The following is a 16,756-nucleotide window of genomic DNA, read 5'->3' as shown; positions in this document are numbered from 1 at the left end:
GAATGATTTGGTAAAGCAAATCACGCCACGTAGGTGTTACTCGGGAAGACTGTCGTCCTTGAACTGGTCCTTCACGTACTTGATCTCGGTGCGACCGTGGGGCGCTGGCAATCCGTCTTCGCCCAGGTTGACGAAGACCATTTTTTCCACGGTCAGGATGCTTTTGCGCGTGATCTTGTTGCGCACTTCACAGGTCAGGGTGATGGAGGTGCGGCCGAACTCGGTGGCGGTGATGCCCAGTTCGATGATGTCGCCCTGGCGCGAGGCGCTGACAAAGTTGATTTCCGAGATGTACTTGGTGACCACGCGCTGGTTGCCGAGTTGGACAATCGCGTAGATCGCCGCTTCTTCGTCGATCCAGCGCAGCAAGCTGCCGCCGAACAGGGTGCCGTTGGGGTTGAGGTCTTCGGGTTTTACCCATTTGCGGGTGTGGAAGTTCATGATCACTCCAAAGCGTCTTGCCAAATGATGGGCAACATCATGGCAGAGCCAGGGCCCAAGCTCTATGAGCCATTAGCTATCAGGCCCATGAGCGATCTTCATGCCGCCGACAGAAAGGCTTGGGAAGTGCCGCTTACACGGCTATAATCGCCTCCGTTTCAAAACGGTCATCTTCGATTGATACCGTTCTCCCGCCACCTGTCCGAGGGGCGCTGCAGCAGGTTCAACCTGTCAGGCTCGGATGGGGCGTTGTCCGGCCTGGTTGCCCTGGCCTGATACTAAACGCACAACGGCGCCCATTCGCACCCTACGAATGGAGGCTCTCTATGAGCGCTGTAATGACGCCTGCTGATTTCAATGACTACAAAGTCGCCGATATGTCCCTCGCTGCCTGGGGCCGTCGCGAAACCTTTATCGCCGAATCCGAAATGCCAGCCCTGATGGGCCTGCGTCGCAAGTACGCCGCTGAGCAGCCGCTCAAGGGTGCGAAGATCCTCGGCTGCATCCACATGACCATCCAGACTGCCGTGCTGATCGAAACCCTGGTTGCATTGGGTGCCGAAGTGCGTTGGTCGTCCTGCAACATCTTCTCGACTCAAGACCAGGCCGCCGCCGCTATCGCTGCTGCCGGTATCCCGGTATTTGCCTGGAAAGGCGAGACCGAAGAAGAGTACGAGTGGTGCCTGGAGCAAACCATCCTCAAAGATGGCGCGCCTTGGGATGCCAACATGATCCTTGACGACGGCGGCGACCTCACCGAGCTGCTGCACAAGAAGTACCCGCAAATCCTCGACCGCGTCCACGGCGTCACCGAAGAGACCACCACCGGCGTACACCGCCTGCTGGACATGCTGGCCAAGGGCGAGCTGAAAATCCCGGCCATCAACGTCAACGACTCGGTGACCAAGAGCAAGAACGACAACAAGTACGGCTGCCGTCACAGCCTGAACGATGCGATCAAGCGCGGCACCGACCACCTGCTGTCGGGCAAGCAAGCCCTGGTAATCGGCTACGGTGACGTGGGCAAGGGTTCGTCCCAGTCCCTGCGTCAGGAAGGCATGATCGTCAAGGTCTCCGAAGTTGACCCGATCTGCGCCATGCAAGCCTGCATGGACGGTTTCGAAGTGGTTTCGCCGTTCATCAACGGCCAGAACGACGGCACCTCCGCCTGCATCGACGCAGCCCTGCTGGGCAAGATCGACCTGATCGTCACCACCACCGGTAACGTGAATGTGTGCGATGCAAACATGCTCAAGGCCCTGAAGAAGCGCGCCGTTGTCTGCAACATCGGTCACTTCGACAACGAGATCGACACCGCTTTCATGCGCAAGAACTGGGCATGGGAAGAAGTGAAGCCTCAGGTACACAAGGTTCACCGTACCGGCGCTGGTGATTTCGACCCACAGAACGATGACTACCTGATCCTGCTGGCCGAAGGCCGCCTGGTGAACCTGGGCAACGCCACTGGCCACCCAAGCCGCATCATGGATGGCTCGTTCGCCAACCAGGTACTGGCGCAGATCTTCCTGTTCGAACAGAAGTACGCCGACCTGTCGCCCGCCCAGAAAGCCGAGCGCCTGACCGTGGAAGTACTGCCCAAGAAACTCGACGAAGAAGTGGCCCTGGAAATGGTCCGCGGCTTCGGCGGCGTGGTGACTCAACTGACCAAGACCCAGGCCGACTACATCGGCGTGACGGTTGAAGGTCCGTTCAAGCCGCACGCTTACCGCTACTAAGTAACCGGCCCTCTCCTTGCCGCAGAGGGCTTGTGTGGGAGCGGGCTTGCTCGCGAATGCGGTGTGTCAGTTGATGTATAGGGTGACTGACACGCCCCTTTCGCGAGCAAGCCCGCTCCCACATTAAATCGGTGCATGACTTCCGGTATCCAAGTTTCATAGGGTTATTACCATGTCCCAAGACCGTCGCTACAGCTTCGAGTTCTTCCCGACCAAGACCGATGCTGGGCATGAAAAACTGATGACCACTGCCAAGCAGTTGGCCAGCTTCAGCCCTGATTTCTTCTCCTGCACCTACGGCGCTGGCGGTTCGACCCGTGACCGCACGATCAACACCGTGTTGCAGCTGGAAAGTGAAGTCAAAGTTCCAGCCGCTCCGCACTTGTCGTGCGTGGGCGACAGCAAGGCCGACCTGCGTAGCCTGCTGACCCAATACAAAGCCGCCGGCATCAAGCGCATCGTTGCGCTGCGTGGCGACCTGCCATCGGGTATGGGCATGGCCAGCGGAGAGCTGCGCTACGCCAACGACCTGGTGAGTTTCATCCGCGAAGAAAGTGGTGACCACTTCCATATCGAAGTGGCCGCTTATCCGGAGATGCACCCCCAGGCGCGCAATTTCGAAGACGATTTGCAGAATTTCGTGCGCAAGGCCAATGCCGGCGCCGACAGCGCAATCACCCAGTACTTCTTCAACGCCGACAGCTACTTCTACTTCGTCGAGCGTGTACGGGCGATGGGCGTGAACATCCCCATCGTGCCGGGCATCATGCCCATCACCAACTACAGCAAGCTGGCGCGCTTCTCCGACGCCTGCGGCGCCGAGATCCCACGCTGGGTGCGCAAGCAACTGGAAGCCTATGGCGATGACGTCAAAAGCATCCAGGCGTTCGGCGAGCAGGTCATCACCGAGATGTGTGAGCAATTGTTGCAAGGTGGTGCACCAGGGTTGCATTTCTATACCCTGAACCAGGCTGAACCCAGCCTTGCCATCTGGAACAACCTCAAGCTGCCACGTTAACGCTTGACCAGTTGTATCAAGGCCCTCGTTCTGACGAGGGCCTTTGTCGTTTTACGTTACCCACGGAACCCCGCAGTCCATGAATACAGTGCCCCCGACGTCCCGCCCGCAACTGGTCTACCTGGTCTTCGGCGCCGACACCTACCATCAGGAAGCCGTATTCAGCATCGCCAGCGCATTGGCGTTCCTGCAGGACACCCCGGACGCGAACATCGACATCCAGGTATTTAGCGACAACCCCGAGCCCTATCGCCTGTTGCCGGTGCGCGTGCGCCCATTGGACGAGGCCACCCGCAAGCGCTGGAGCGAGCCTCACGGCTATCACTTTCGCACCAAACACGTGGTGCTGCGCCAAGTACTGCAAGAATCCCCAGTGGCGCTGCTGATCGACACCGACACTTTCTTCCATCATTCGCCCATGGCCCTGTTCGAACGCGTACAGCCCGGCACCTTGTTGTGCAACGCCTTCTACACCAAGTACGGCGACAACCACGAAAGCATCCTGTACACCGCCCTGCGCCAGCGCCTGCTGGACATGGGCGTGGCTGACGATGACATGATGACCCTCAACTCCGGCGTCATGGGCCTGACCCAACAGGATGCGCACATCCTCGACCGCTCCATCGAGTTGATGGATGAACTGTTTCCCCATGCCCAGGGCGCCTACACCCTGGAAGAGTTCTGCCTGTCCATCGCCGCTTACCGCACCGTGAAGGTGCGCGAGTGCCCGGACCTGATCCACCATTACTGGAGCCGCAAACAGCTGTTCCGGGCCAAGGTCAAGGCGTGGATCGCCAAGCACGCCAGCGCGCCCACCAGCGCGCAAGCCCTGGCCGATACGCGCCAGGTCTCCTCGCACCTGCCGCGCCCGCCGCGTTTGCAGCGTTTGATGTACAAACTGATCACCCTGCTGCTGCCCAAGCATCAGCAACAGTTCATCCGCGAGATTCTTTACGGCTGCTACGAACACGAAAACGAGTTCGACCAGGCGTGCGGCCCGGTCTGGTGGGACAAGGCCCGACAAAACCAGGAAGAACGCCAGAAGCGCCCGCTTGATGCCCACCAGCTGGAACACTGGTTCGCCAACCCCGTGGTGCGTTTGATTCTGGGTGAGCGCCGCGCCGCGATCCAGGAACACCTGCTGAACGCTCCCGCGAAGTAAGACCGCCCTCCAATGCGCGTGCCAGAGCTTCTCTTTCTGTGGGCAGCGTCGTAACCTCAGGGTATGCCCGTCCTCTTCAAGCTGTTGACCGCTGTGCTGTTTTCTTGCCTGAGCCTGGCCGCTCATGGCGAGAAGCTGCGCATTGTCACCGAACCCTGGGCGCCCTATGTCTACGAAGACAACGGCACCATGGCCGGCCTGGATTATGAAACCACCCTGATCGTGTTCCAGCGCCTGGGGGTGCAGGTGCAATGGCAGTTCCTGCCCTGGAAGCGCTGCCTGGCGATGCTCGAGCAGGGCCACGCCGACGGCGCGCTGGATATTTTCCACAGCCAAGAGCGCGACGCCTTGCTGCTCTATCCCAGCGAGCCGTTGTCGGAAGTCGAATTTGTCTTGTTCTATGCCAACGACCGCCCCCACCCCGCCGCCACCCTCGACGACCTGCGCGGCCTGACAGTTGGCGTTTCCCCCGGCTACCTCTATGGCGACGCGTTCAGTGGGTCCAACACCTTCGAGCGTGAACCTGCGCCCAGCCATGAGGCCAATTTTGGCAAGCTCATGCTGGGGCGCGTCGATATGGTGGTGACTGACCGGCGCGTGGGGCACTACGTGATCAAGGCGCTGGGCCTGGAAGGTAAGGTCAGCCAGGCGTCGGTGGTGGTCAGTCGCCAGCAGCAATTTCTTGCGGTACGTCGTGGCGCAGGCATGGACCTGCTGGTGCAACGCTTTGCCGCCGAGCTCAAGCGCTTCAAGCAAGAGCCGGCCTATGCCACCTTGAGTGCTAAATATGGCCGGATGCACGAGCAAACGGCCCCCATACCGGCCCCCGAACACGCCGTTGAGCAGCAGGAAAGCAGCGCGCAGTGATTGCTCTGTTATACTGCGGCCTTTCCGCCAGGCTTACGCCCGGCCGCTCGGGTCTTGAAAACGGCACCCAACCCAGCTACTGCGCAGCTTTGCGGCCCGCGCGAGCCGGTGGAGTGCCCGCCAGACGCAGCAGGACCGGACGGGGTTGCGCTCCCCTAAGCGCCATTCACGCCCGGCAAGATTATCCCTTTGGGCCAAGCCCTAACTAAAACAGGATTACTCATGTCCTTTGCTTCCCTCGGTCTCTCCGAGGCTTTAGTCCGCGCCATCGAGGCAGCGGGCTATACCGAGCCTACTCCGGTGCAACAGCGGGCCATTCCCGCCGTGTTGCAAGGTCGCGACCTGATGGTCGCGGCTCAGACAGGTACTGGTAAAACCGGCGGTTTCGCCCTCCCGATCCTGGAGCGGTTGTTTCCCAACGGTCACCCGGACAAATCCCAACGTCACGGCCCGCGCCAACCGCGTGTACTGGTCCTGACCCCAACCCGCGAACTCGCAGCCCAAGTGCACGACAGCTTCAAGCTGTATGCCCGCGACTTGAAGTTCGTCAGCGCCTGCATCTTCGGCGGCGTCGGCATGAACCCACAGGTTCAGGCCATGTCCCGTGGCGTCGACGTGCTGGTGGCCTGCCCGGGTCGCTTGCTCGACCTGTGCGGGCAAGGCAGCGTCGATTTGTCCCACGTGGAAATCCTCGTGCTGGACGAAGCCGACCGCATGCTCGACATGGGCTTTGTCCATGACGTGAAAAAGGTCCTCGCCCGCCTGCCGGCCAAACGTCAGAACCTGCTGTTTTCGGCAACGTTCTCCCAGGACATCACCGCCCTGGCTGGCAAGCTGCTGCACAACCCCGAGCGCATCGAAGTCACGCCACCGAACACCACGGTCGAGCGTATCGAGCAACGCGTGTTCCGCCTGGCAGCCAGCCACAAGCGCTCGCTGCTGGCGCACCTGATCACCCACGGTGCCTGGGAACAGGTGCTGGTGTTCACCCGCACCAAGCACGGCGCCAACCGCCTGGCCGAGTACCTGGACAAGCACGGCCTCACCGCCGTTGCCATCCACGGCAACAAGAGCCAGAACGCACGCACCAAAGCCCTGGCCGACTTCAAGGCCGGTACTGTGCGTATCCTGGTCGCTACCGATATCGCCGCACGCGGCCTGGATATCGACCAGTTGCCACACGTGGTCAACTTCGAGCTGCCAAACGTCGATGAAGACTATGTGCACCGTATCGGCCGTACGGGCCGTGCCGGTCGTTCGGGCGAGGCCATTTCGTTGGTCGCGCCGGACGAAGAAAAACTGCTGAAAAGCATCGAACGCATGACCAAGCAGAAAATCGCCGACGGCGACCTGATGGGCTTCGATGCCAGCGCCGTGGAGGCCGAGAAGCCAGAAGCGCGCGAACGCCCAGACGTGCGTAACCCACGCAACCCACGCGGCCCCAAAGGCGATGGCCCGAACGGCGGCGGTGGTGGCGGTGGTCGTCGCGACAAAGGCAAGGACAAGGGCAAGGAAAAATCCGCGACCAGCAGCCGTGGCGAACGCCCGGCCCGTGAGCAGAAGCCCCGTGAAGGTACCCCGGCCCGCGAACAGCGCCAGCCGAGCCAGCCACCACGCGCTGCGGCCGACCGCGCCCCGGACGAGTTCCTTGACGACGATATCGATAACTTCGGTAACCGCGTCGACTACGTGCCCCAAGCCAAACCGGCCCAGGGCCGTGGCCGTCGTCCAGGGGCTCCGGCCCAGGGCGCAGGCGCTCCACGTAGCGGCCAGCCACAGGGCGGTCGCCAGAACGCCCCGCGCAACAGCAGCGGCGGCACCACCGGTACCCCGCCTGCCAAGCGCAGCGGCCCGCGTAATGGCGCACCGCGTGACGGCCAGGCCCGTCGCGAAGACTCGCGCAGCAACAACCGCCGCCCGGCCCGTGACGATCAGCCTCGCTCGTCCGAGCCTGCGGTACAAAACCCGCGCGGTGGCCCGGCGCCGAAGATCATCCACAAGGAGTCGAAAGCGGATCGCTTCCCGACACCTGAGCAGTTGGACCAACTGCCAGGCCGTCCTCGTGGTGAGAAACCAGCGCTGCTGACTCGCAACCGCTGATTTTCGAAACGCCATAAAAAATGCCCCGCCTCTTTCGAGGCGGGGCATTTTTTTGGCTTCAACAAAGATCACATGTGGGAGCGGGCTTGCTCGCGAATTCGGCGTGTCAGTCAATGTATCTGGCGACTGACACACCGCCTTCGCGAGCAAGCCCGCTCCCACAAGGGCCCCTATTGCCAGGCAGAAATTACTTCTGCTTCACGCCTTCCAGCGAGATGTCCAAGTCGACAGTCTGCGAAGTCGGGCCTGGGCCTTTCACGCCGAAGTCGTTCAAGTCAATCGTGGTCTTGGCGTTGAAGCCGGCACGTTCGCCGCCCCATGGATCCTTGCCTTCACCGTTGAAGGTGGCCTTGAAGGTCACAGGCTTAGTCACACCGTGGAACGTCAGGTCGCCAGTCACATCAGCTGTCTTTTCGCCAGTGGATTTGACGGCGGTAGACACGAACTTGGCATCGGCAAATTTGGCCACATCGATGAAGTCTTTGCTGGCGATGTGCTTGTCACGTTCTGCGTGGTTGGACCACAGGCTGGCGGTTTTCACGTCGACCGCGATTTTGCTGGCTTCAGGCTTGGCTGCGTCCCAGCTGAAGGTGCCATCCCAGTCCTTGAAGGTACCGTGGATGTAGCTGTAGCCCAGGTGGCTGATTTTCCAATCGATAAAGGCGTGTTGGCCTTCTTTATCGATCTTGTAGTCAGCGGCCATCGCCGAACCTGCGGACAGCAGGGCAGAACCGATTGCCAGCGCAGCGAGTGTTTTTTTCAACATGCTTTCTATTCCTTGTGAGTCGAGGTTGAACATCAGGCTTTGCGTCCCAGCATTCGCGTAAGGGTCGCATCACGATCGATAAAGTGGTGTTTCAGTGCCGCCACGCCGTGCAAGCCGGCGAAGACCACCAACACCCAGGCCAGGTACAGGTGCACCCAACCCGCGGTATCTGCCTGGTCCGGTAGACCGGAAACCACGGCAGGAATTTCAAACAGACCAAACACCGGGATACCGACACCGTCTGCGGTGGAAATCAGGTAACCGGCAATCATCACGGCAAACAGCCCAACATAAAGGAATGCGTGCCCAAATGCGGCACCGATCCGCGTCATGCGGCTATAGCTGGTCAGCGGTGGCGGCGGCGGGCTGACCAGGCGCCAGACGATCCGCACCAGCATGATGGCGAACAGCGTGATGCCAATGCTCTTGTGCAAGTCGGGCGCATCTTTGCGCCAGGCGCTGTAGTAATCGAGACCGACCATCCACAAGCCCAAGGCAAATAAACCGAACACCACCAGGGCGACGCCCCAGTGCAGAACCATGCTGACCCAACCATAGCGGGCCGGCGAATTGCGTAGCTGCATGTACTTAATCCCGTAAGAACTGTGCCCAAGACTAGCGCTTTACCTATCGAATTAAAGCGGAAAATTTTGCTTTGAAATATCGAGAAATACGATAAAGAGGCTATGCATAATAAATTAACAAGGGATTAAGACTATTCCCAAGAAACGTGACAGACCGTCCTGCATTTACCGCGAATTTCCCCACAATGGCTTGTGAGCCAAGCCACCATTGCATAGGCTTGCGCGATTGTTTCGCCCGCGCAGGCAGCGGGACCGCTTCGAGGAGATCACCGATGGGCTTGAACAACCAGTGGATGCAACGCGACCTCGCGGTGCTGTGGCATCCCTGCACCCAGATGAAAGACCACCAGCAACTGCCGCTGGTGCCCATCAAACGCGGTGAAGGCGTATGGCTGGAAGACTTCGAAGGCAAGCGCTACCTCGACGCCGTCAGTTCCTGGTGGGTCAACGTATTCGGCCACGCCAACCCGCGTATCAACCAGCGCATCAAGGACCAGGTCGACCAGCTGGAACACGTGATCCTCGCCGGCTTCAGCCATCAGCCGGTGATCGAGCTGTCCGAGCGCCTGGTCGCGATGACGCCCGAAGGGCTGACCCGCTGCTTCTACGCCGATAACGGTTCGTCCTGCATCGAAGTGGCGCTGAAGATGAGCTTTCACTACTGGCTCAACCGCGGTCAGCCGAATAAAAAGCGCTTCGTCACCCTCACCAACAGTTACCACGGCGAAACCATCGCCGCGATGTCGGTGGGTGACGTGCCGCTGTTTACCGAGACCTACAAGGCGCTGCTGCTCGACACGATCAAGGTGCCAAGCCCGGACTGCTACCTGCGCCCCGAAGGCATGAGCTGGGAAGAACATTCGCGCAACATGTTTCTGGCCATGGAACAGACCCTGGCCGAGCACCACGACACCGTTGCCGCCGTGATTGTCGAGCCGCTGATCCAGGGCGCCGGTGGCATGCGCATGTACCACCCGGTGTACCTCAAGCTGCTGCGCGAAGCCTGCGACCGCTATGGCGTGCATTTGATCCACGACGAAATCGCCGTGGGCTTTGGCCGCACCGGCAGCATGTTCGCCTGTGAACAAGCCGGCATTCGCCCGGACTTCCTGTGCCTGTCCAAGGCCCTTACCGGCGGTTACCTGCCGCTGGCCGCCGTGGTCACCACCGAAGAGGTCTACAGCGCGTTCTACGACGATTACCCCACCTTGCGCGCCTTCCTGCACTCCCACAGCTACACCGGCAACCCGCTGGCCTGTGCGGCGGCGTTGGCAACGCTGGATATCTTTGAAGAAGACAACGTCATCGAGAACAACAAGGCCCTGGCCCAGCGCATGGCCACCGCCACCGCGCACTTGGTGGACCACCCTCACGTATCCGAAGTGCGCCAGACCGGCATGGTGCTGGCCATCGAGATGGTGCAGGACAAAGCCACCAAGGCCGCCTACCCGTGGCAGGAGCGCCGTGGTTTGAAGGTTTTCGAGCACGCGTTGGAACGTGGTGCGTTGTTGCGGCCGTTGGGCAGCGTGGTGTATTTCCTGCCGCCGTATGTGATTACACCCGAACAGATCGACTTTCTGGCCGAAGTGGCCAGCGAAGGCATCGATATCGCCACTAACAGCAAGGTCAGTGTGGCGGTGCCCAAAGATTTTCACCCAGGCTTCCGTGATCCGGGTTGATTGCCCAAATCCTTGTAGGAGCGAGCTTGCTCGCGAAGGCATTCCAGGCGCACCGCTGCGTCGGATGTACATTTTTCGCGAGCAAGAACTAGGCGTCCCCCTCGCTCCTACATAACCCTCTGCAGAGAACAGAAATGAGACTGTCCCGCTTTTTCACCGACACCCCGCTGAGCCTCGGTGATCACGAATTGCCCGAAGCCCAGGCGCATTACATCAGCCGTGTGTTGCGCATGACTGAGGGCGATGCCGTGCAATTGTTCGACGGCTCTGGCCAGGAATTTCGTGGCACCTTGCTGGAAGTCGGTAAAAAACGCGTCACCGTGCAACTCACGGAAAGCTTTGCCGGCCAGGCCGAATCTCCCTTGCATATTCACCTCGGCCAGGGCCTGTCCCGGGGCGAGCGCATGGATTGGGCGATCCAGAAAGCCACTGAATTGGGCGTCAACGCGATCACACCGATCTTCAGCGACCGCTGCGAAGTACGCCTCAAGGACGAACGCGCCGACAAGCGTTTGCTGCACTGGCGCCAGGTAGCAATCAGCGCGTGCGAGCAATGTGGGCGTTCAACGGTGCCGGTGATTCACCCACCGCTCTTGCTGGCAGACTGGCTCAAGCAAACCGAGGCGGACTTGAAGCTGGTGCTGCACCCGGTGGCAGAGCCGATGATCAGCCACGCCAAGCCCTCCAGCCTGGCGTTCTTGATCGGCCCCGAAGGTGGGCTGACCGACAATGAAGTCGAGACCGCCCAGGGCGCCGGCTACCACGCCGCCCGCCTCGGCCCGCGGGTGTTGCGTACCGAGACCGCGCCCGTCGTCGCATTATCCGTCGCCCAACAACTCTGGGGCGACTTCTAACCTCACCCTGTAAACCCAATCAACTGTGGGAGCTTGCTTGCCTGCTCCCACCGTTTTATCGGGTTACCCCAGGCTTACTCCACTGGGTCACTCACTGGCTTGGCGATGATCGCCTTCAACTCGCTGGTCATCGGGAACTCCAGGTTCAAGCCCTTGGGCGGAATCGGCTGCTCAAACCAGCGTTGGTAAATCCCGTTGATCTCTCCCGAGCGGTACAGATCGCCCAGGGTTTGGTTGACCACCGCCAGAAACTGCGGGTCATCCTTGCGCACCATGCAGCTGTAGATTTCCCGTGATTGCTCCTCGCCCACCACCACCCAATGATGCGGGTCCTTGGCCTTGGCGCGCTCGCCGTAGAGCAATGCGTCGTCCATATAGAACGCTACGGCCCGGCCAGTCTCGAGCATCTTGAACGCTTCGCCATGGTCCTTGGCACTGATCACGAACATATTGGCTTTGTGTTCAGCGTTATAACTTTTGAGGAAGCGCTCATTGGTGGTGCCGGCGGTGGTCACCACATTCTTGCCCGCAAGGTCGGCAAAGCCTTTGATCCCGCTGTCCTTGGCCGTGAGCAACTGGCCCTTTACGTAGATAAACCCGTAGGAGAACGCCACCTGCTTCTGCCGTTCAGCCGTCACGCCGGTGGAGCCGCACTCCAAATCCACAGTGCCGTTCTGCACCAGTGGGATCCGGGTTTGGGACGTCACCAGGTTGTATTTCACCTTGAGGTCGCCCACTGCGGTTTTCTGCTGGATACGCTCGACAATCTTGTTTGCCAGATCCACCGAGTAACCCATCGGTTTGCCACTGCTATCCCCCACGTAGGAAAACGGCACCGACGCATCGCGATAGCCCAGGGTGATGGACTTGGCGCTGGCGATCTTGCTCAACGTGCCCTCCAGCGGCGCTTCGGTTGCATGGGCCTGTGCGCTCAACAAAAGCCCCAGCGCGCAGCCGGTCAACAGGATCTTTTTCATTGTTATTCTCCGTTGGTCTTTGAGGTTATTTACGTACTGCTATCACGCTGATTTCCACCAGCACATTCGGTCGTGCCAGTTCTGCCTGCAGGGTGGTGCGCGTGGGCGCCATGCCTGGCGAGAGCCATGCGGACCAGACTTCATTCATCGGTGCAAAACCGGTACCGATGTCCTTCAGGTAAATCGTCGCGTTGAGTAAATGGTCCTTATCGCTGCCCGCCTCGGCCAGCAGCGTGTCGATCCTGGCCAGCACTTCGCGGGTCTGGGTGGCCACATCCAGGCCGTCGCCGGGGACCTGGCCCGAAAGAAACACCAGGTCCTTGAACGTCACGGCACCGCTGAGTCGTTCGTTGCTATTAATTCGGGTGATGGTCATGGCTGCATCCTCAAGCGGCGCGGGGCGTCAGGCCCTGCATATCAATGGAAGGGGTGCGCTGGTCGATCAACTCGGCCAGCAGTCGGCCGCTGCCGCAGGCCAGGGTAAAGCCAAGGGCACCGTGGCCCAGGTTCAGCCACAGGTTGCGATAGCGGCTGGCACCAATCAGCGGCACGCCCGTTGGCGTGGCCGGGCGCATGCCAGCCCATTCGAGCGCGTGTGCGTAGTCAGCTGCATGGGGAAATGTCTCTACTGCCTGGCGCTTCATCAACGCCAGACGCGAAGGCTCAAGGCCGGCATCGAATCCCACAATATCCACCATGGCCGCGACCCGAAGTTGCTCACCGAGACGCGCGTAGACGATCTTGCGGTCGTAGTCGGTGATGCTCACGTTCGGCGCCTGGTGTTGCGGGCCAATCGGCACGCTCAGGCTGTAGCCCTTGAGCGGATATACGGGCAGTGACAGCCCCGGCAGTGCCAACTCAGCGCTGCGATAACCGGCCGCGAGCACCAACTGCTCGACCGGCATTACCTCGTCACCCAGTTCGATGGCCTGTACCGCACCGCCAGCATGGCGCAACCCGGTGACCTTGCGCCCGAGCAAGAACCGGCAACGCCCCGACGCGTCAAGACGGGCCGCCAACTGCCGGCAAAAAGCGTGGCAATCCCCCACCTCCTCATTCGGCGTATAGATGCCACCGACAAAGCCACCGTCCGCCAATGCGGGCTCCAGGCGAGCGCACTCAACAGACGACAACACCTGTTGCTGCAGGAAATTTGTGACCTTGGCACGCGCATGTTCAAAGGTGCTGGCGCTGCGAAACATCACCAGCTTGCCGTTGCGCCGCCAGTCGAAGCCGCCCAGGCGATCATCCTCGCGCCACTGCTGTAACGTGCTCTGGCTCAGGGTAGCCAGGCGCAGAAGATGGGCACCGTTACGCGTGTTGACCGAACCTCGGCAAGCGCCGATAAAGGCCGCCATCCAGCGCCATTGCTGTGGGTCGAGGCGGGGTCGCAACTTCAAGGGCGAGTCGCCCCGCAGCAACCACCCGATTGCCTGCAAGGGCACGCCCGCGTCGGCCAGCGGCGCAACATAACGATAAGACAGTTGCCCACCGTTGGCGAAACTGGTTTCGCTGCCCAAGGTGCCACGGGCATCGATCAGTGTGACCTCATGGCCAGCCCGCACCAACGCATAAGCGCTGGCCAAGCCGATAACCCCACCGCCGATGATGCAAACCTGCCTGGCCATCCCAGCCCCCAACCGTTGATTAAGAGCGCTCAGCGTAGAGCCAGGTGACAGGTCACCGACAATGAATAAAGATGGCTCACCTATAAACAAAGGTTATGGGACTCGCCATGCGCTTGCGTCATATCGAAATCTTCCAGGCCATCCGTCAGACCGGCTCCATCAGTGCCGCCGCGCAGTTGCTGCACGTCTCGCAACCGGCGGTGACCAAAGTGCTGCAGCACGCCGAGCTGCAGTTGGGCTTTGCGTTATTCCTGCGGGTACGGGGTAAATTGCAACCCACCCCGGAAGCCCTGGCGCTGGAACGCGAAGTCGAGAAAGTCAGCGCAAGCCTGCAAGGCGTGCGGCGCCTGGCGAAAAGTTTGCGCCGCGAACCGGGACAAAGCATTCGCATCGGCGCAATCCCGGCGCTGGCGCTGGCGCTGCTACCGCCGGCGGTCCTGGAATGGAAGCGCGATTACCCGGACATTGCCTGTGAACTGTCCAGTGACCATAGCCACGAGCTGGTGCAAAAGCTGTTGATGCGCGAGATCGACCTGGCGCTGACGCTCAACTTTTCCGGGCATCCGGGGCTTACCACTCAAGTACTGGCCAACGGCGTGCTGGTGGCATTGGCGTCCAAAGGCTATTGGCCGGACGCCGAACAGCATCAGCCCCTGCCGTTGGCCGAACTGGCCGGTGCGCCCTTGATCGGCCTCTCCAGCGCTGACCCGCTGGCCGCCAAGCTGGAGAGTTATCTGGAAAGCGTCGACCCGCCACCACGAGTGACGATCTCGGTGCAGACCTACTCACTGGCCCGCGCCATGGTCGAATCCGGCGCGGGCCTGACCGTGATCGATCCGTTCACAGCATTGGGTGCTTCAACGGCCACCACCCATATCCGAACGCTCACCCCGCCGCTGCCGATTACCCTCTACGCGCTGACCCGTGCCAACGAACCTCCACCGCATATGCTGGCCAAGTTGCTAGAGATTTTTGGTAGCCGCGCCCAGGTGTTACTGGAACGCCTTTAAGTGTGGGAGCCGGGCTTGCCCCCTCCCACAATCAGAGCACGTAATGCATGATCGCCACGAAATGCAGCAGGCTGCCGCCAATCACAAACAAATGCCAGATGCCGTGGGAATGGCGCAAGCGATCCTCCAGGGCAAAAAAGATAATGCCTACGGTGTACAGCACCCCACCGGACGCCAACCAGATAAAACCGGCCGTGCCCAGCGCCGCCATCAGTGGCTTGACCGCCACCAGGACGATCCAGCCCATCACGGCGTAGATCACGATGGACAGAATCCGCGCCTCCGAGCGCGGCTTGATCTCCTGCAGGATGCCGATCACCGCCAGCCCCCACACAATCCCGAACAGCGTCCAGCCCCACGGCCCGCGCAGGGTCACCAGGCAGAACGGTGTGTAGCTGCCGGCGATCAACAGGTAAATGGAAAAGTGATCGACCTTCTGCATGATCGCTTTTCGCCGGCCCCGCACGCTGTGGTACACCGTTGACGCGCTGTACAGCACCATCAGGGTAAAGCCATAAATCGCCACGCTGACGATCTTCCAGGGGCTGCCGTCCAGGCTCGCCACCACCAACATCCACACGGCGCCAATACAGGCCGCGACTGCACCGAGCAAATGGCTCCAGGCGTTGAATCGTTCCCCGTGGTACATCTGTCACTGACCTCCCGTCACCCTCAAGAACAGGCGGACAAGCGTCCAGCCTTGCGCATCAGAGTGCAAGCGGCACGTGACGTTCCGGCGACGACAGCCGCGTTTACGGGCACAATCGAGTGCAATCGAACAAGAGCCCACGGCCATGCTGATCGACGAAGAATTCACCCTCAAGAAACTGGAGATCTTCCTGGCGTTCATGCGCACCGGCAACCTGGCCCGCGCCGCCGCCGAGTTGCAAACCAGCAATGTCAGCGTGCACCGCGCCATCCACTCCCTGGAAAATGCCCTGCGCTGCCCGCTGTTCAAACACGAAGGGCGCAACCTCACCCCGCTGGAAAGCGCCTACGTGCTCGAAGAGCGTGCGCAGAAACTGGTGGCTGATGTGGTCGACAGCGTGCGCCTGACCCGCGAAGCCGCTGGGTTCTCGGCCGAACGTTTCAAGCTCGGCTCGCTGTATTCGCTGACGGTCAAGACCGTGCCGCAATTGATCATGGGCCTGAAAATACGGCGCAGCGAACTCAATATCGACCTGATCCTGGGCTCCAACTTCGACCTGCTCTACAAGCTCAAGAACATGGAAGTGGACGCGATCCTCATCTCCCTCGACGAACACGCCCACGACCCCGACTGTGAGCAGATCGCGCTGTTCAGCGATGACATCTTCCTCGCCACGCCGGCCGACTCGCCCCTGGACCGCAATCAGGAAATCGACCTGGCCGACGTGCGCGATGCCACCTTCATCACCCTCACCCAGGGCTTCGCCACGCATCAGGACGGCAACCGAGTGTTCCATCAGGCAGGGTTCGAGCCGAAGGTGGCGATGCAGGTGAACGATATCTTCACCTTGCTGAGCATGGTCAGCTCAGGGGTGGGTTATGCGCTGCTGCCCGGGCGGATCGCGGCGGTGTATGAGAACCGCGTGAAGCTGATACCGCTGCAGCCCAGGTATCGGTTGCAGCAGCAGATCGGTGTGGTGTTTTTGAAAGCCAAAGAGCGCGATCCGAACTTGCTGGCGTTGTTGGCGGAGTGTCGGATGTATGCCAATCGCCAGGTTTGAGGCCGCCATCGCACAACTTCGGCACGACGCTAAACCTGTGGCGAGGGAGCTTGCTCCCGTGACGATTAGACAGCCGATGCCAATCTACCAGACACCCCACGATCCAACTGTGGGAGCTGGCTTGCCTGCGAAGACGGCCTAACAGTCAACACAGCTGGATTGTGTACATATCCATTCCTGCGGTAACGGCTACTTAGGGTTCCGCCCTGACGGCGGCTCACTTTT

16 protein-coding genes and 1 riboswitch are annotated in these 16,756 nt (G+C 60.6%); of the genes, 9 read left to right on the top strand and 7 right to left on the bottom strand.

Annotation, left to right across the window (positions count from 1 at the left end; translation table 11 throughout):
• Positions 1–36 precede the first annotated feature (36 nt).
• On the bottom strand, positions 37–441 hold the full coding sequence (locus A7K61_RS04845; protein ID WP_003194988.1) for an acyl-CoA thioesterase: 405 nt from the start codon (positions 439–441) through the stop codon (positions 37–39).
• 198 nt (positions 442–639) lie between these two features.
• A riboswitch (S-adenosyl-L-homocysteine riboswitch) is annotated at positions 640–746 on the top strand.
• Positions 747–767: 21 nt separating this feature from the next.
• On the opposite strand from A7K61_RS04845, the gene ahcY reads away from it, so the two are divergent.
• The 5 genes from ahcY to A7K61_RS04820 all read left to right on the top strand — a co-directional run bounded on the left by ahcY (position 768) and on the right by A7K61_RS04820 (position 7,324).
• The gene (gene ahcY / locus A7K61_RS04840) at positions 768–2,177 is read left to right on the top strand and encodes an adenosylhomocysteinase (protein ID WP_003194990.1); all 1,410 of its coding nucleotides are present in this window, start codon (positions 768–770) and stop codon (positions 2,175–2,177) included.
• A 172-nt stretch (positions 2,178–2,349) separates the two neighbouring features.
• Positions 2,350–3,195, top strand: a complete 846-nt coding sequence (metF, locus tag A7K61_RS04835) for a methylenetetrahydrofolate reductase [NAD(P)H] (RefSeq protein WP_003194992.1) — start codon at positions 2,350–2,352, stop codon at positions 3,193–3,195.
• Between the two features lie 79 nt (positions 3,196–3,274).
• Positions 3,275–4,357: a hypothetical protein gene (locus A7K61_RS04830; RefSeq protein WP_044271883.1), complete on the top strand. Its 1,083-nt coding sequence runs from the start codon at positions 3,275–3,277 to the stop codon at positions 4,355–4,357.
• A 63-nt stretch (positions 4,358–4,420) separates the two neighbouring features.
• Entirely contained in the window at positions 4,421–5,224 is an 804-nt protein-coding gene (locus A7K61_RS04825) for an ABC transporter substrate-binding protein (RefSeq protein WP_044271885.1), read from the top strand.
• Between the two features lie 222 nt (positions 5,225–5,446).
• Complete coding sequence (locus A7K61_RS04820; RefSeq protein WP_044271888.1) at positions 5,447–7,324, top strand: DEAD/DEAH box helicase; 1,878 nt, start codon at positions 5,447–5,449, stop codon at positions 7,322–7,324.
• 187 nt (positions 7,325–7,511) lie between these two features.
• Here the strand turns inward: A7K61_RS04820 and A7K61_RS04815 are convergent, their stop codons facing one another.
• Both A7K61_RS04815 and A7K61_RS04810 read right to left on the bottom strand, forming a co-directional pair.
• The gene (locus A7K61_RS04815; RefSeq protein WP_032894782.1) at positions 7,512–8,090 is read right to left on the bottom strand and encodes a YceI family protein; all 579 of its coding nucleotides are present in this window, start codon (positions 8,088–8,090) and stop codon (positions 7,512–7,514) included.
• 32 nt (positions 8,091–8,122) lie between these two features.
• Positions 8,123–8,674 (bottom strand): cytochrome b, encoded by a 552-nt coding sequence (locus A7K61_RS04810; RefSeq protein ID WP_032894779.1) that lies wholly within the window; start codon positions 8,672–8,674, stop codon positions 8,123–8,125.
• A gap of 272 nt (positions 8,675–8,946) precedes the next feature.
• On the opposite strand from A7K61_RS04810, the gene A7K61_RS04805 reads away from it, so the two are divergent.
• The gene (locus A7K61_RS04805) at positions 8,947–10,353 is read left to right on the top strand and encodes an adenosylmethionine--8-amino-7-oxononanoate transaminase (protein WP_034128920.1); all 1,407 of its coding nucleotides are present in this window, start codon (positions 8,947–8,949) and stop codon (positions 10,351–10,353) included.
• A gap of 134 nt (positions 10,354–10,487) precedes the next feature.
• Positions 10,488–11,207, top strand: coding sequence for a 16S rRNA (uracil(1498)-N(3))-methyltransferase (locus tag A7K61_RS04800; RefSeq protein ID WP_044271891.1), 720 nt, complete (start codon positions 10,488–10,490; stop codon positions 11,205–11,207).
• A gap of 74 nt (positions 11,208–11,281) precedes the next feature.
• Here A7K61_RS04800 and A7K61_RS04795 read toward each other — a convergent pair whose 3' ends face one another.
• The 3 genes from A7K61_RS04795 to A7K61_RS04785 are packed head-to-tail and all read right to left on the bottom strand — an operon-like array spanning position 11,282 to position 13,812.
• A complete protein-coding gene (locus tag A7K61_RS04795; protein ID WP_047711976.1) occupies positions 11,282–12,184 on the bottom strand; it encodes a transporter substrate-binding domain-containing protein in 903 nt (300 codons plus the stop codon).
• A gap of 25 nt (positions 12,185–12,209) precedes the next feature.
• Positions 12,210–12,560: a RidA family protein gene (locus A7K61_RS04790; RefSeq protein WP_044271895.1), complete on the bottom strand. Its 351-nt coding sequence runs from the start codon at positions 12,558–12,560 to the stop codon at positions 12,210–12,212.
• Between the two features lie 10 nt (positions 12,561–12,570).
• Positions 12,571–13,812 (bottom strand): D-amino acid dehydrogenase, encoded by a 1,242-nt coding sequence (locus tag A7K61_RS04785; RefSeq protein ID WP_069557069.1) that lies wholly within the window; start codon positions 13,810–13,812, stop codon positions 12,571–12,573.
• Between the two features lie 107 nt (positions 13,813–13,919).
• On the opposite strand from A7K61_RS04785, the gene A7K61_RS04780 reads away from it, so the two are divergent.
• On the top strand, positions 13,920–14,822 hold the full coding sequence (locus tag A7K61_RS04780) for a LysR family transcriptional regulator (RefSeq protein WP_044272113.1): 903 nt from the start codon (positions 13,920–13,922) through the stop codon (positions 14,820–14,822).
• A 31-nt stretch (positions 14,823–14,853) separates the two neighbouring features.
• On the opposite strand, the gene A7K61_RS04775 is transcribed toward A7K61_RS04780, so the two are convergent.
• Complete coding sequence (locus A7K61_RS04775) at positions 14,854–15,471, bottom strand: hemolysin III family protein (RefSeq protein WP_003195019.1); 618 nt, start codon at positions 15,469–15,471, stop codon at positions 14,854–14,856.
• Between the two features lie 145 nt (positions 15,472–15,616).
• On the opposite strand from A7K61_RS04775, the gene A7K61_RS04770 reads away from it, so the two are divergent.
• Complete coding sequence (locus A7K61_RS04770; RefSeq protein ID WP_032894764.1) at positions 15,617–16,531, top strand: LysR substrate-binding domain-containing protein; 915 nt, start codon at positions 15,617–15,619, stop codon at positions 16,529–16,531.
• Positions 16,532–16,756 lie beyond the last annotated feature (225 nt).

This window comes from Pseudomonas sp. AP42, assembly GCF_001728935.1.
Classification (GTDB): domain Bacteria; phylum Pseudomonadota; class Gammaproteobacteria; order Pseudomonadales; family Pseudomonadaceae; genus Aquipseudomonas; species Aquipseudomonas lactis.
Note: the sequence above shows the minus strand (reverse complement) of the source record. Positions and strands in the feature narration are given on the sequence as shown.

Excerpts from the sequence above, each read along its gene's own strand:
- A7K61_RS04845 (WP_003194988.1), bottom strand. The coding sequence starts at position 441 with ATGAACTTCCACACCCGCAAATGGGTAAAACCCGAAGACCTCAACCCC.
- ahcY (WP_003194990.1), top strand. The coding sequence starts at position 768 with ATGAGCGCTGTAATGACGCCTGCTGATTTCAATGACTACAAAGTCGCC.
- metF (WP_003194992.1), top strand. The coding sequence starts at position 2,350 with ATGTCCCAAGACCGTCGCTACAGCTTCGAGTTCTTCCCGACCAAGACC.
- A7K61_RS04830 (WP_044271883.1), top strand. The coding sequence starts at position 3,275 with ATGAATACAGTGCCCCCGACGTCCCGCCCGCAACTGGTCTACCTGGTC.
- A7K61_RS04825 (WP_044271885.1), top strand. The coding sequence starts at position 4,421 with ATGCCCGTCCTCTTCAAGCTGTTGACCGCTGTGCTGTTTTCTTGCCTG.
- A7K61_RS04820 (WP_044271888.1), top strand. The coding sequence starts at position 5,447 with ATGTCCTTTGCTTCCCTCGGTCTCTCCGAGGCTTTAGTCCGCGCCATC.
- A7K61_RS04815 (WP_032894782.1), bottom strand. The coding sequence starts at position 8,090 with ATGTTGAAAAAAACACTCGCTGCGCTGGCAATCGGTTCTGCCCTGCTG.
- A7K61_RS04810 (WP_032894779.1), bottom strand. The coding sequence starts at position 8,674 with ATGCAGCTACGCAATTCGCCGGCCCGCTATGGTTGGGTCAGCATGGTT.
- A7K61_RS04805 (WP_034128920.1), top strand. The coding sequence starts at position 8,947 with ATGGGCTTGAACAACCAGTGGATGCAACGCGACCTCGCGGTGCTGTGG.
- A7K61_RS04800 (WP_044271891.1), top strand. The coding sequence starts at position 10,488 with ATGAGACTGTCCCGCTTTTTCACCGACACCCCGCTGAGCCTCGGTGAT.
- A7K61_RS04795 (WP_047711976.1), bottom strand. The coding sequence starts at position 12,184 with ATGAAAAAGATCCTGTTGACCGGCTGCGCGCTGGGGCTTTTGTTGAGC.
- A7K61_RS04790 (WP_044271895.1), bottom strand. The coding sequence starts at position 12,560 with ATGACCATCACCCGAATTAATAGCAACGAACGACTCAGCGGTGCCGTG.
- A7K61_RS04785 (WP_069557069.1), bottom strand. The coding sequence starts at position 13,812 with ATGGCCAGGCAGGTTTGCATCATCGGCGGTGGGGTTATCGGCTTGGCC.
- A7K61_RS04780 (WP_044272113.1), top strand. The coding sequence starts at position 13,920 with ATGCGCTTGCGTCATATCGAAATCTTCCAGGCCATCCGTCAGACCGGC.
- A7K61_RS04775 (WP_003195019.1), bottom strand. The coding sequence starts at position 15,471 with ATGTACCACGGGGAACGATTCAACGCCTGGAGCCATTTGCTCGGTGCA.
- A7K61_RS04770 (WP_032894764.1), top strand. The coding sequence starts at position 15,617 with ATGCTGATCGACGAAGAATTCACCCTCAAGAAACTGGAGATCTTCCTG.